12 protein-coding genes are annotated in these 13,786 nt (G+C 44.2%); 8 read left to right on the top strand and 4 right to left on the bottom strand.

The genetic code is table 11. The features are described from left to right. Together FC82_RS10415 and araA are read left to right on the top strand one after the other, a co-directional pair. On the top strand, positions 1–327 hold a 327-nt coding region (locus FC82_RS10415; protein ID WP_191982807.1), incomplete at its 5' end, for a class II aldolase/adducin family protein. Between the two features lie 33 nt (positions 328–360). Beyond that, the gene (gene araA, locus FC82_RS10410) at positions 361–1,788 is read left to right on the top strand and encodes an L-arabinose isomerase (RefSeq protein WP_056996953.1); all 1,428 of its coding nucleotides are present in this window, start codon (positions 361–363) and stop codon (positions 1,786–1,788) included. Between the two features lie 540 nt (positions 1,789–2,328). Here the strand turns inward: araA and FC82_RS10405 are convergent. Then, positions 2,329–3,219: an ArsR/SmtB family transcription factor gene (locus tag FC82_RS10405; protein WP_054759501.1), complete on the bottom strand. Its 891-nt coding sequence runs from the start codon at positions 3,217–3,219 to the stop codon at positions 2,329–2,331. Positions 3,220–3,773: 554 nt separating this feature from the next. Here FC82_RS10405 and FC82_RS10400 point away from each other — a divergent pair. The 4 genes from FC82_RS10400 (at position 3,774) to FC82_RS10390 (ending at position 7,337) form a co-directional block, all read left to right on the top strand. Continuing rightward, positions 3,774–4,748, top strand: a complete 975-nt coding sequence (locus FC82_RS10400; RefSeq protein ID WP_054759503.1) for a glycoside hydrolase family 43 protein — start codon at positions 3,774–3,776, stop codon at positions 4,746–4,748. Between the two features lie 67 nt (positions 4,749–4,815). Continuing rightward, on the top strand, positions 4,816–6,066 hold the full coding sequence (locus tag FC82_RS10395) for an oligosaccharide MFS transporter (protein ID WP_054759505.1): 1,251 nt from the start codon (positions 4,816–4,818) through the stop codon (positions 6,064–6,066). A 310-nt stretch (positions 6,067–6,376) separates the two neighbouring features. Continuing rightward, positions 6,377–6,565 carry a hypothetical protein gene (locus tag FC82_RS17190; protein ID WP_235809218.1) on the top strand — a complete coding sequence of 63 codons (189 nt, stop codon included), beginning with the start codon at positions 6,377–6,379 and terminating at the stop codon, positions 6,563–6,565. Then, positions 6,534–7,337: an aldo/keto reductase gene (locus FC82_RS10390; protein ID WP_235809217.1), complete on the top strand. Its 804-nt coding sequence runs from the start codon at positions 6,534–6,536 to the stop codon at positions 7,335–7,337. The genes FC82_RS17190 and FC82_RS10390 overlap by 32 nt, the downstream gene beginning before the upstream one ends. A 113-nt stretch (positions 7,338–7,450) precedes the next feature. On the opposite strand, the gene FC82_RS10385 is transcribed toward FC82_RS10390, so the two are convergent. After that, positions 7,451–7,651 carry a hypothetical protein gene (locus FC82_RS10385; protein ID WP_054759507.1) on the bottom strand — a complete coding sequence of 67 codons (201 nt, stop codon included), beginning with the start codon at positions 7,649–7,651 and terminating at the stop codon, positions 7,451–7,453. A gap of 11 nt (positions 7,652–7,662) precedes the next feature. Next, positions 7,663–8,634 (bottom strand): AraC family transcriptional regulator, encoded by a 972-nt coding sequence (locus tag FC82_RS10380; RefSeq protein WP_235809216.1) that lies wholly within the window; start codon positions 8,632–8,634, stop codon positions 7,663–7,665. A gap of 374 nt (positions 8,635–9,008) precedes the next feature. Between FC82_RS10380 and FC82_RS10375 the strand changes: the two genes are divergently transcribed. Continuing rightward, positions 9,009–10,418, top strand: coding sequence for an MFS transporter (locus FC82_RS10375; protein WP_056996952.1), 1,410 nt, complete (start codon positions 9,009–9,011; stop codon positions 10,416–10,418). 30 nt (positions 10,419–10,448) lie between these two features. Beyond that, positions 10,449–12,416, top strand: coding sequence for a glycoside hydrolase family 127 protein (locus tag FC82_RS10370; protein ID WP_056996951.1), 1,968 nt, complete (start codon positions 10,449–10,451; stop codon positions 12,414–12,416). 191 nt (positions 12,417–12,607) lie between these two features. Here FC82_RS10370 and FC82_RS10365 read toward each other — a convergent pair whose 3' ends face one another. Continuing rightward, the gene (locus tag FC82_RS10365; RefSeq protein ID WP_056996950.1) at positions 12,608–13,600 is read right to left on the bottom strand and encodes a LacI family DNA-binding transcriptional regulator; all 993 of its coding nucleotides are present in this window, start codon (positions 13,598–13,600) and stop codon (positions 12,608–12,610) included. Between the last annotated feature and the right edge of the window lie 186 nt (positions 13,601–13,786).

Genomic DNA, 13,786 nt, shown 5'->3' with positions numbered 1-13,786 from the left:
GAAATTGAAGAAGATTATGAAGGCAACACGGGTAAAACCATTGTGAAGACCTTTAACGAACGTGGGCTCGATTACGAAGCTGTTCCAGCAGCCCTCGTCAGCCAACACGGTCCGTTTGCTTGGGGGCCAACACCTGCCAAGGCTGTTTACAACTCTAAGGTGCTTGAAGTGGTTGCCGAAGAAGACTTCCACACCATGGAACTTACGCACCAGAGTTCAGAATTGCCACAGTACCTGTTGGACAAGCACTATTACCGTAAGCATGGTGCCAACGCTTACTATGGTCAAAACAACGCCCATTCAAAAGATCACGCAACGCGTTCTTAATTTAAACCACTAAACAAAAAGGAGATTTCTATCATGATTGAAACACCAGATTACAAATTTTGGTTCGTTACAGGTAGCCAATTCTTATACGGGGACGAACAATTAAAGTCCGTTGAAAACGATGCTAAGGACATCGTTGCCAAGTTAAACGCCTCAGGTAACCTGCCTTACCCAATCGAATTCAAACTGACTGCAACCACTGCTGACAACATCACTAAACTGATGAAGGATGCTAACCATGACGATTCCGTTGCCGGCGTCATCACTTGGATGCATACCTTCAGTCCAGCTAAGATGTGGATCCGTGGGACACAATTGTTACAAAAACCATTGTTGCACTTGGCTACCCAATACTTGAACTACATCCCATACGACAGCATTGACATGGACTACATGAACTTGAACCAATCTGCTCATGGTGACCGTGAATACGGCTTTATCAACGCCCGTCTTCGGATGAACAACAAAGTCGTTTACGGCTGGTGGGGCGATGAAGAAACGCAACAAGAAATTGCTGACTGGCAAGACGTTGCTGTTGCCTACAACGAATCATTCAAGCTCAAGGTTGTTTTGTTTGGTGACAAGATGCGTAACGTTGCTGTTACTGACGGTGACAAGATTGAAGCCCAAATTCAACTTGGTTGGACCGCAGACTACTACGCCGTTGGTGATTTAGTTGAAGAAATGAACAAGGTGACCGATGCTGATATCGACAAGAAGTACGCCGAATTAGCTAAGGAATACACGATGAACCCAAGTGCCGGCGACAACGACGAAGCCTTCTTTGAAGACCACGTGAAGTACCAGATTCGCGAATACTTCGGTTTGAAGCGGTTTATGGATGCTCACGGTTACACTGCCTTCTCAGATAACTTCGAAGACTTGTACGGCATGAAGGAATTACCTGGTTTAGCTACGCAATTATTGATGGCTGAAGGCTATGGGTTCGCCGGTGAAGGTGACTGGAAGACCGCTGCTTTGGATCGTTTGATGAAGATCATCAGCCACAACAAGCGGACTGCCTTCATGGAAGACTACACGCTTGATTTACGTAAAGGACACGAAGCCATTCTCGGCTCACATATGCTGGAAGTTGACCCAACTTTAGCTTCTGACAAGCCAAAGATCGAAGTTCACCCATTGGACATCGGTGGCAAGGAAGACCCTGCACGTTTGGTCTTCACCGGTGACGAAGGCGATGCTATTGATGTTACCTTGGCTGACTTCGGTGACGAATACCGGATGATTATGTATGAAGTCAACGCTAACAAAGCTGACGAAACGCCAAAACTGCCCGTTGCTAAGCAACTCTGGACTCCTAAGGCTGGCCTCAAGGAAGGCGCTACTCAATGGATCCAAAATGGCGGCGGTCACCACACTGTCTTCTCATTTGGCGTTACTGCCCAACAGGTAGAAGACTTTACTAACATGGTTAACCTGCACTTGATCAACATCAAGTAATCGCTTGTTTCAAACTCTTTCTGAAAAAAACGCCCGCGGTCGCCCAACCCGCGGGCGTTTTTTCTTTTAAATTAATCGATTACCTGACGCTGTCTATCAACGAAGGAATGCTGTGCCAAATTGCTGCATGGTACTCACCAAGTGCACGGTGTACCCGTCTGTTAAGCATCGACACACTAGTTTGCAGAGGAACCGGCCTTGACCGCACGACTTTCAATGGTGGTTTTCATTTATGTGCCGAATTGAATTGGAATGGGCATAATGAGGAACGATTTATCAGTGTTAGTGTTTTTGATGGATAACAGTTTTTTTCGGTTGTAATTGCAGATGCCAATTGGCCCATTTGGAGGCTTTCTTGCAATACAAGTTAGCCGTTTTATCCAAAAGTGGTCATACACCATGAAGCTGTTCAAAAAGAATGGCGCTTATTAGGTTCCAAATAAGCCATGTTAATTTCAAAAACAAACAAGCAACCAAGTTCTTATATTCTTAAGAACTTGGTTGCTTGTTTGATCAGTGAGAGTCACTGAATTTGCTGTTTTAGCTATAAAACAATTTCATTTCAATATCCTGATTATAGTTCCCGAACCCCCGGCCAAAAATCGTGCAGCCACCGTTGTTTTTGGCATTTTTCTTGATGCCGAACCGTACCGCGAAGGTTTCTCGGCTCGTATCGATGTCTTCGAGCTTTACGTCCGTAAATGGCTGGCCATCCAGAAAGCTGCCGTCGTGGGTCAACCGTAACGTTTTGAGAATGCCATACTGGTTGACGTTATCAGGGACCCATTCCGGCGTGTACTTGCCACGAGTGTCCGAAAAATCGCCAGGAGCGGTCCAAGTGCCGACTTCTGTCCCATTAATGTAGAACGTGATGTCGGAGGGCCATACGTTGTTAGAAAAGGGAAATTCGGAGCCTAGTTCCATGGCCAGATCCAGCATCTCCACGTTGTTTTTCTTAGTCAAATAGTTTGGAAATTGATATTCAACGAAGCCGTTACACCACCAAACCATGCCAGCTGAGATCCGGTCAGGGTCCATGAAGTAGGCGGGGTTATCTACTTTACCAATATAGTCCGTTTTTCCGGCCAGACCACAGGAGGGTTTGACGGAAAAATTTGTGAAGTGACCAACTGGAACTTCGGTCTTATAGGATTCAAACTCTGGGTAGATGGTCTGTGGAAAATGAACGTTGATGTTGTCCACTGTCAACCGGGAGACCTTATTATGACCGATTCGTTCGAACTTAATAATACCGGCATCAGCAAGTTTGTTGAGATGCTGTAGAACGATGGTACCGCTTAGCCCCAAATCATCCGATAATTCCCGCACGCTCATTTTACGAGCAGAGAGTTTTTGAATGATACGCAATCGAACGGGGCTAGCAAGGGCCTTATAAACGGGAAGGGAACTTTGTGAGATATCAGCTTCCATGAGTCATGCCTCCAATGATAAGGTTGATTGTTAATTGATGAACAATAAATATAGTGCCTTTTCATGAACATTTAACTGTACAAGTCTATTTTACCAATGTTTTTGTTGGTTTTAAACAATGAGATCAAAATAGTTTCAAAATACTATGAAAATTCATGTGACCTATTAATTACGTGCATTCGCATCTGTGAAACAATAATCAATTATCACGTTATAAGTTGATATAACAGTATTATTTCGAAATTTGTCATTGCAATATTCAAATTATGAGGCGATTTAATGGCGCTACAAGTTATTAATTTTTCCTTGATTTATTCAATAAATTATTTTTAGAATTTCTAATTCATCAGTATAAAATTAGTGTTTTTGTGTTTTGTTCGCAATAAATGCTTCTGCAATTGCTTTATTAGCAATAAAAATATTGCTTAAAATCAAAAAAACACGTTAAAACATCTAAAAGCATATTGTAATCGCTTTCCACTCATTTTACTATAGAAACGTGCACAAGAGGAATAAGCTACGTAGCGATAAAAGTCTTAAGGAGATCGTAAAACATGGCGAACACAAATCAATATATCAATCCGCTCATCGTTCAACGAGCAGATCCATATATCTACAAACACACTGATGGTTACTACTATTTCACAGCTTCAGTGCCAGCCTATAACTTGATTGAAATCCGTCGAGCTAAAACATTAGCCGGCCTAGCACATGCTGCACCAAGAACGATTTGGCGTAAACATGAAAGCGGTCCCATGAGTCAGCTGATTTGGGCGCCGGAACTGCACTATATTGATGGCAAATGGTTTGTCTATTTCGCAGCTGCTGAAACCACGGCATTAGATGAAAACGGAATGTTCCAGCACCGTATGTTCTGTATTGAATGCGATGCTGAAAACCCAATGGAAAGCGAAGACAACTGGTTCGAACACGGCCAAGTCGTTACCGACAAGGATACGTTCTGCTTGGATGCCACTTGCTTTGAAGCTAACGACAAACTCTATTACGTTTGGGCCCAGAAAGATAAGGCCATTCGCGGTAATTCCAACTTATACATTGCTGAAATGGAAAATCCTTGGACACTCAAGACAAAGCCTGTGATGTTGTCCAAACCAGAATTTGATTGGGAAATCATTGGATTCTGGGTTAACGAAGGACCAGCTATTATTCACCGCAACGGTCGTTACTTCTTAACTTATTCTGCAAGCGCTACCGATGAGAACTACGCCATGGGTATGCTGACTGTCAAGGACGACGTTGACTTACTTGATGCTTCCAACTGGTCAAAATCGAAGGAACCCGTTTTCAAGAGCGATTTAGCAACCCATCAATATGGCCCAGGTCATAACTCGTTTACGGTCGCTGAAGATGGCAAAACCGACATTATGGTATACCACTGCCGCGATTACACCGAGATCAAAGGTGACCCATTGTACGATCCAAACCGTCATACAAAGGTGCAGCCGTTTACTTGGAACGACGATGGCACGCCAAACTTTGGAAAACCTGTTCCTTATAACTACGACTAGACATTAGATTTAAATTGAAAGCGTTCTATAACGCATGTTACACAAAATAGAAACGGAGTGAATTAATTTGGATACTGCTCAAAATAAAAAGAAGGACTTCTGGGGCTTCCCCGTTACCCACTTTACCTACTTCTTCCAGTGGCAAATTATTAACGGGTATTTAACCCTTTGGATGGAACAACAAGGTCATTTGGATGGGACTACAGCTGGGTTCGTCTTCTCAATGATGGCCTTCATGTCATTGATTTTCCAACCAATCTTCGGTGTTATTTCAGATCGATTGGTCTTCAAAAAGAATTTACTGGCGACGATTTCAATTGCTTCAATCTTAATTGGACCGTACTTCCAGTGGTTGTTTATTCCGCTGGTACACATTAACGCAGCCTTAGTTGCTGTCGTTACTGGTATTTTCTTAAGTTTCGTCTTCAACGGTGGTGTTTCTGTTATTGAACAATACGTTCAACGTGCCAGTCTTGCCAACGGTTTCGAATATGCGCACTCACGGATGGGTGGTTCATTAGCCGGCGCCTGTGCTTCCTTCTTAGGTGGGAAGTTATTCCTCTGGTCACCAAACTCAATCTTCTGGGCATGTACCGTAATGGGTGTTGTCTTAAGTTTTACTGTACTGTTTAGTGATAAGATCCACATGGAAAACGCTGCTGCTGCTGGTGATACTACCGGTTCACTTGACTGGAGCTTAATTGGTCAAATTTTCAGAATTCGTAACTTCTGGATCCTGTCGATCTTCTACATTGGGACTTCTGCTTTGTACGATGTGTTCGACCAACAATTCATCATCTTCTTCAAGACATTCTTCCACACAGCTGCCGCTGGTACGACAGCATACAGTTACATGACCACTGGCCAAATTGCATTGGAATTCTTACTGATGTTCCCAATGCCTTGGTTGATCAACAAGATCGGTTCACGTAATGGTTTGATTGCTTATGGTGTTATTCTATGTATCCGGATCGTCGGTTCTGCCCTTTCACCTAGCGTTGCTTGGGTCGTTATCCTTCGTTTGTTAGCCGGTTTCGAAATGCCTTTGGTCTTGACTTCAATTATGAAGTACATCGCTGGTGCCTTCGATATCCGTGTCTACGCTACCGTTTACGCCTTAGCATCGAACTTTGCTAAGCAAATATCCGTCTTCATCTTTTCAACTGTTGCCGGTAATTTGTACGACTCAATTGGTTTCCAACACACATACTTCATCTTGGGTGCCATTGTTGCCGTTGCTACGATTATCGCCGCTATCTTCTTGACTAAGGAAGATCCTGTTCAAGCCGGTGAAGTTGAAGCATCGCAAAAACAGTAACTCATTGCCGCAAACGATGAATTAGCATTTGTTTCATAAATATGAGTTAAACACTTTCATTTTCTTGATGGACTCCGGGGAATTTCTCCGGAGTCCTTTTGATACAGTGTGTGACAGAATGCGGGTTGGGGAGTGCGACGGTCACTGTCTGTGATACCGCGGTTAGCCTTGAAAACGAGTAGAATATCATGAACAAAAGCACTAAGATTGGTTTAATCGATGATATGCAAGGGCGAAAAATCAATCGGTTTTTGGTGCGTGCATGAATGAGTTAAACGTCACCGTTTTAAATAGGTAGGAAGTTTGATCAATGAAATATCGGCATTTAGGCAAACAAGGACTCCGCGTCAGTGAAATCGCGCTTGGAAGTTGGATGACGGATGTGAGCGACACGGGAAAACAGGCTTTAGCTGCTCAGAGTATCAAACTCGCGTACGAGAAAGGCGTAAACTTCTTTGACTGTGCGGATGCATACAGCGGCGGGGCGGTTCCTTGGTAAAACGCTAAAGCAGTTTCCGCGCCATGAACTCATTTTATCCAGCAAGGTCTTCTTTCCAGTCGGGGAGGGGACAAACGACCGCGGGTTATCGCGCAAACATATTAGCAAATCCATTGATCGGTCACTGACCAATATGCAGACTGAATATCTGGACCTGTATTTTTGTCACCGGTTCGACCCAGAAACACCATTGACTGAAACTTTACAGACGCTCAGCGACCTCGTCGATAAGGGCAAAATTTTATACTATGGGGTCAGTGAATGGACACCAGTTCAGATTCTGGAAGCACAACTGGTCATTCAAGAACGCGGGTTGCATCCAATGGCCGTTATTCAGCCGGAGTACAACATGTTTGACCAATACATTGAACATGAGTCGTTGGATGTTTGCCAGAAATTAGGGTTAGGTGTTGTGCCGTTTTCACCATTGTCACAGGGATTGCTGACAGGTAAGTATCGCAAGGGACAGCCGATCCCTGCTGGCTCACGCGCAACGTACCAGGACCAGATTCAGGCGTTGCTGACCGATGATAATTTGGACAAAGTTGAAGCGCTTGTTAAAATGGCCGATGAATTGAATACCGATTTAGCAACTTTTGCGCTAGCATGGGCGTTACGTGATCCGCGCATCTCCAGTTTGATTACCGGTGCCAGCAAGCCTTCGCAATTGGAGAATAATTTGAAGGCCATTGATCTGACCATTCCGGATGACTACTATGCCCGAGTTGATCAGTTATTTGATTTCAAGAAGTTTTCACGGAAAATCGGTTAGGTCACGGTTTATTTCTAATTCGATTTAGGGTGTCATCCTATTTCAAGATGGACAAATGTTTTGCCAAATAAAAAAAGCCTAAGCACGCTACTTTCGTGCTTAGGCTTTTCTGGCTATTCTTTGCCGCGATTTCCCCGTCGACCCAAAGAAAAGCTAACGTAGATCAACACGAGAACAAAACCGGCACCAAAAATGGTGGTCAGGTTATTTGCAATTTGGCCGGATTTAACGGCCCAAGCGATCCAGATCAAAATGATCTGAAGCACCCAGGAGACGATGGATTGGCCGGCAAAGTGTTTGGTAAATAGTTTCATGGTGGTTCCTCCTATGGTTGTAAAGTTTCTGGTATACTGCCGTTTTCTGGAATATAGTCGATGGAATCCGCAATTCGTTTTGGAATCGGAATCTGCGGATCCACATGAGGATTATTGAGATGGATTGAATTATTGCATTTACGGTATTCGGAAGGGGAAAGTCCCATTTCCGCTTTGAACTTACGCATAAAGACTTTCGGATCATTGAAGTAGGAGTTGTAAGCGATTTCTTTTATGGACATCTCAGTCCGAATAAGTAACAGTGTGGCCACTTCGATCTTGATATGGTTGAGGTACTTCAAGGTCGACATACCCGTGTACTTCTTAAACAACCGCGTGAGGTAGTCAGCGTTGAGATGAACCTTATCGGCAATTTCTGCCACGGTCAGCTCATTAGTGATATTGGCGCGGATCCATTCCTTTACGTTATCGATCCGTGAACTTTCATTGTCGGGATCGAAGTTATGCCAATACGTATTGTACAGTTGAATCATCAGTGCCGAAACCAAGTAATCGCGCTCTTCGATAAACGAGAGCTCATTATGAATCGACAGAATCTGGTGAATCAAAATCGTTGTCTGGTCGGCGTCCACTAGTTTAAATACCATTGGCAGATAGAGTTCCTTATCCGTATGGTCGGTATCCTTATTCTGCACGTTAGGCAAAAGGTCTTGCGCCTGCACATTTAACAATTGCTCAGGCTGCTGAGAAAAGAAATGCAGCCAGTAAAAATCGATATTCGTGGATTTCTTGTAGCCCACCATTTTGGTAAATGGCGGCACGATAAGGATCTCGTTTTTATGAAGGACGAATCGTTGCTGACCAACCTCTAAGTAGAGGGGTTCGTTTATACAAAAGATAAGTTCATAGTCGCCCTTGTGAAACATCTCCTTATGTTGCCAAGGCCCTTCGTCTTTAAATTCGCCACCTTTATAAAAGAGCAGTGTTTTGGAGAGCGTAAATGTAGAAAATAGCACAATCATAACCTCCTTTTTGTGATGTCGGAAACCGTCACTAAAAGTTCAAAATAGACAATTGGTTTTAATATCGGAAATGGTCACTATTTGTCGAAAAGGTATCTAATCAGCGTCCTTTTCGGTATGAATTTAACATTTGTAAGGAGAACTTACAATGGTTAAGTCGGAAATAGTAACCCTTTTTGCTATTATAGCCCTTTTTTGTTAATTTGAAAACGCTTACTATATAGTTGCAAGCAAAAATCCATCCCGGGATTTGGAGGGAATGCAGGAATCGTCTGCATTCATGCATTGTAAATAATCGAGCAAGTTGTTTCAAAGTGAGCACTATATTTTTAGAAGAGTCACGCTTTTTCAATTATAAGTTGGAGGCTTACATTATGAGCGCAAATACTGATCATGCCGATCAGCATACAGCCGTTGCCAGCGAATTGCTCAACGACCGTCTGCCTTGGCACAGAAAAATTACTTATGGTTTCACCGATATGTCTGGGAACTTGCTGTACTGTATCATTAGTTCCTACATGCTTTACTTCTTCACCAATGTCTTTGGGTTAGGCGTCGGGACTGCCGGTTCGTTACTACTGGTTGGTCGTTTCTTCGATGCCATCGGCGCACCTGTCATGGGGATCTTAGTTGACCACACCCACAGTAAGTATGGGAAGAACCGGCCTTGGTTCCTCTGGATGTCACTCCCATTCGCCGTTTTCGTTTGGTTGCTCTTTACCACACCAGCTCTGAGCGGAACTGCCAAAATCGTATACGCCGGCGTTACTTACATCTTAGCCGACCTGTCCTATACCGCCATGTCGACACCTATCACCTCAGTTTTGCCAAACTTGACTTCAAACTCTGATGACCGGATGTCAGCTAACTCAATTCGGCTGGTTCTTGGGAACGTTGGTAACTTCTTCGCCGTTACCTTCATCATGCCATTTGCCAGTTTGCTGGGTCATGGTAACCAACAACGCGGCTGGTCATTAGCCGTTGGGGTATACGCCATTATCGCGTTCATCCTGTTGATAGTTGCCTTCTTCGACATGCGTGAAAAGAACATTGCTGAAGATAAAATTATTACGATTCGCGAAAGTTTCAAGGCAGCTGCTGGTAACTGGCCATGGGTCATTATCGTGTTAGCCAACTTGATCTATTGGACCGCTTATACTGCGCGTAACTCGGTGCTGCCTTATTACTTCCAGTATAACTTGGGTAATTCTAGCTTGACTTCATTCTTCAATGGATTTTCAATCATTCAAGTGCTTGGGATGGCTGCTGTACCATTCTTCGCTAAGTACCTGCATAAATGGGGCACTACAGTGTTTATGCTGGCCTTAACCATGATTGGCCAAATCTGGATGGGGTTTGCCGGTTCAAACGTTACTGTTGCGCTGATCGGTTGGTGCATTGCATGTATCGGTTCAGGGAGTGCCTGCACGATGTTCTTCGCCATGGTCGGTGATACCGTTGACTTTGGTGAATGGCGCAACCATATCCGTGCCAACGGGTTCTTAACCGCCATCGGCGCTTCATTCTGTATCCAAATGGGTTCAGGGTTCGGTTCATTTATCGCTTCAATGATCATGAATGCTGCTGGGTTTACCGCCGCTAAGGCACACCAGACAACAGCAAGTATGTCAGCTATTAAGTTCTCATTTGTTTGGGTACCAGTTATCATTTATGCAGTCAGTCTGATTTTGATGATTGTTTACCGTAAGTGGGAAAAGCATGAACCAATTGTTAAGGCAGATTTAGCAAAGCGGAATGCTGAAGCTGAAAAGACTGCTGAATAATCGACATAAAAGAGAAAAGAGGGACTTTCAATGCAAGTCTTCGCGACACCAAAGTTAAACCACGTAGACATTACTTCCGATTTTTGGAAACGCTATCGAGAATTAGTTGTTAAAGAGGTCCTGCCTTATCAATGGCAGGTCATGAACGACGAAGCTGATATCGCGATTGCGGACGATCCACAAAACAACGGTCAGGATAAGAATAGTCACGCGGTTGCTAATTTAAAAATTGCTGCCGGCGAAATGGAAGGCCACCACTATGGGTTCCCATTCCAAGACACCGACGTTTACAAGTGGCTGGAAGCCGCAGCCTATTCGTTTAGTTACCATCCAAACGATGATTTGAAAACCATCACCGACAATTTGATTGACCTGATTGCTAAAGCTCAGGACGATGACGGTTATCTGTCAACGTACTTCCAAATCGACGCACCTGAGCGAAAGTTCAAGCGTCTGCAACAATCCCATGAATTGTATACGATGGGCCACTATATCGAAGCTGGCGTTGCCTATTACCAAGCAACTGGGAACCAAAAAGCACTGGATATTGCTACCCGGATGGCCGACTGTATCGACCGGAATTTCGGTCTTGAAGAAGGCAAAATTCCTGGCTATGATGGGCACCCAGAAGTTGAATTGGCTTTGGCGCGGTTATATGAAGCGACCGACGACCAGAAGTACCTTGATCTGGCACACTACTTCTTGAACCAGCGTGGTCAAGACCCGGCATTCTTTGAAAAACAAATCAAAGAAGATGGCGACAGTATGGATCGTGACTTGATTCCGGGCATGCGTGATTTTCCAAGAGAATACTATTTGGCTGCAGAACCAATTGCTGACCAGAAAGTGCCTCACGGTCACGCGGTACGGGTAGTTTATCTCTGCACTGGTATGGCTTACGTGGCGCGTTACACCCGTGACGCAGCACTATTAGCCGCCTGTGACCGGTTCTGGAACGACCTTGTTAAACGACAAATGTACATCACAGGCAACATCGGCCAGACCACTACAGGTGAAGCTGTGACCTATGATTATGACCTGCCAAACGACACCGATTATGGTGAGACTTGTGCCTCGGTTGGGATGTCCTTCTTTGCAAAACAAATGTTGAATATCCGCGCTAAGGGTGAATACGCCGACGTTTTGGAAAAGGAATTGTTCAACGGTGCTATCAGTGGGATGGCACTTGACGGCAAACACTTCTTCTACGTGAACCCGTTGGAAGCTGATCCGGCTGCCAGCAAGGGCAACCCCGGCAAGTCACACGTGCTGACACACCGGGCCGACTGGTTCGGCTGCGCTTGCTGTCCTGCTAATCTGGCACGGCTGATTACTTCTGTTGACCAGTATCTGTACACGGTCACGGATGATACGATTTTGTCTCACCAGTTTATTTCAAACAACGCGCAGTTCTCTGACGGAGTTGCAATCAACCAGTCGAACAACTTCCCATGGAGCGGTGAAATTCACTATGACGTCAAAAACCCGAACGGCAAAGCCTTTAAGCTCGGAATTCGGATTCCAAGCTGGTCCAAGAAATTTGGCTTAGAAATCGATGGCGAAGTTAAGACACTGCCAGTTGAAGATGGTTTTATCTACCTTGATGTAACGGGCAAGGCAGTGACCATTGACCTATCATTGGATATGCGTGTGAAGTTCATGCGTGCCAACAACCGGGCCAGTGCTGACTTCGGCAAGGTTGCTATCCAACGCGGTCCAATCGTTTATGCTGCTGAACAAGCTGATAACAAGGCGCCGCTTTGGAGCTATGAAGTCGATACAAAGACCAAGCCAAGCTATGCCTATGATGCTAATTTGTTGAACGGTGTCGGCGTTGTTAAAGTTAGTGCGGACAAGGTAGAACTGGATAGTACGGATGCTGATCTCTATGCCGAAGATGGCGACCAGACGAGTGAGACGGTCGATATGACTTTAGTCCCTTACTATGCTTGGGCCAACCGGGAAGATGGTCAGATGCGGGTCTGGCTTAACAAGTAGGATGTGAAGTTCGTTGTTGTATTTGTTACCTGCTGACACATAGCAACAAGCTTTTCACTTCTATCAATTGAATGCGATTCGATGTGTAGCGGCTCCTTAACTACAAAAGAAACCATTCTTCATCGCAAAACAAAAAGTGTCTCAGAATTCTCAATCTGAATTCTGAGACGCTTTTTTGCTTTTCAGCGAGACTAATCTTCAATTCGTGGAAAGCTATCACGATAGATTAATTCTGAATTCAAGGCGACCGTTCGTTTATACGCATTAGGAAACAGAATGGTATCTTTTAAAATATCAATTGCCAGCCGACCAATTTCATGTGTATCAATCCGGAACGTGGTCAGTGGCGGAGAAACAAATTGCGCGATGCTGATGTCATTGATACTAATGATTTGGGTATCATCCGGCACTGTAATCTTGTTTTTATTGAAAGCTTGGAGCAAACCAACGGACAGGGGGTCCGATGAAACGATGAAGCCCTGGGGCAACGGATGGTCCTTAAGCGAATCAACGATTTTTAACCCCACTTTATAACCGGTGCTAACTGAAAAGCTCTCGCCGACAAACATCAGACTCTCGTCAAACAATCCCAGTGATCGCATGTAACTTTCGAAATAAGTGGTTCGTGGATCCGCTGGAAAATATGCATTCCAGTAACGTGCACCCACAAAACCGATCCGATTAAGATGTTTCTTTTGAAATTCGTTTACGGCGCGATGAATCATGTGCTCATAATTTGGCTGGATCGCATTAAACGCGTCGGGATTTGGATTCACATCGATGAAAATATTATTTTCGGAGAATTGTTGCATGCTGGCAAGATCTTCAACGCTAAAATGGCCAACTGCAACATAGCCGTCAATAGTCTTGTACCGTGCATCTTCTACTTTCGGGTAGAACAACAGCTGCATGTCAGCCGCATCTGCTGCTAAAATCAGGCTGCGGCGCACGTCACTATAGTAGCTGTCTTCCAGTTCTTGTTGAGGAGAAATAGAAAAGAAGACCCCAACTTTAAACTGCTGATGCTGTCTAACGGGTTGGTGATAATTAAGCTCTCTGGCAATTTTTAACACCTTGGCACGGGTGACTTCAGAAGTTGAAAACGTTGCGTCATCGTTTAATATTCGTGATACCGTTGCGGAAGAAAACCCAGCTTTCGCGGCAATTTCTCGGATTGTGGCCATTTTATGACCTCCTTTAAATAAGTAAATACGTATTACTAAACATCGTCAAATTAAAACGCTTACTTTTTACATATTATAATCATTATTCACAAGCATGGCAAATTGAAACACTGTTAAAGTAGTGTTTTGCAAATTTGGTAAACAAGTAAAGACGTTTACCAAACGTTTACCAATATTTAGTAATTT

It is taken from the genome of Secundilactobacillus collinoides DSM 20515 = JCM 1123 (assembly GCF_001435975.1).
GTDB classification, from domain to species: domain Bacteria; phylum Bacillota; class Bacilli; order Lactobacillales; family Lactobacillaceae; genus Secundilactobacillus; species Secundilactobacillus collinoides.
Note: the sequence above shows the minus strand (reverse complement) of the source record. Positions and strands in the feature narration are given on the sequence as shown.

Excerpts from the sequence above, each read along its gene's own strand:
- araA (WP_056996953.1), top strand. The coding sequence starts at position 361 with ATGATTGAAACACCAGATTACAAATTTTGGTTCGTTACAGGTAGCCAA.
- FC82_RS10405 (WP_054759501.1), bottom strand. The coding sequence starts at position 3,219 with ATGGAAGCTGATATCTCACAAAGTTCCCTTCCCGTTTATAAGGCCCTT.
- FC82_RS10400 (WP_054759503.1), top strand. The coding sequence starts at position 3,774 with ATGGCGAACACAAATCAATATATCAATCCGCTCATCGTTCAACGAGCA.
- FC82_RS17190 (WP_235809218.1), top strand. The coding sequence starts at position 6,377 with ATGAAATATCGGCATTTAGGCAAACAAGGACTCCGCGTCAGTGAAATC.
- FC82_RS10390 (WP_235809217.1), top strand. The coding sequence starts at position 6,534 with ATGCATACAGCGGCGGGGCGGTTCCTTGGTAAAACGCTAAAGCAGTTT.
- FC82_RS10385 (WP_054759507.1), bottom strand. The coding sequence starts at position 7,651 with ATGAAACTATTTACCAAACACTTTGCCGGCCAATCCATCGTCTCCTGG.
- FC82_RS10380 (WP_235809216.1), bottom strand. The coding sequence starts at position 8,634 with ATGATTGTGCTATTTTCTACATTTACGCTCTCCAAAACACTGCTCTTT.
- FC82_RS10375 (WP_056996952.1), top strand. The coding sequence starts at position 9,009 with ATGAGCGCAAATACTGATCATGCCGATCAGCATACAGCCGTTGCCAGC.
- FC82_RS10370 (WP_056996951.1), top strand. The coding sequence starts at position 10,449 with ATGCAAGTCTTCGCGACACCAAAGTTAAACCACGTAGACATTACTTCC.
- FC82_RS10365 (WP_056996950.1), bottom strand. The coding sequence starts at position 13,600 with ATGGCCACAATCCGAGAAATTGCCGCGAAAGCTGGGTTTTCTTCCGCA.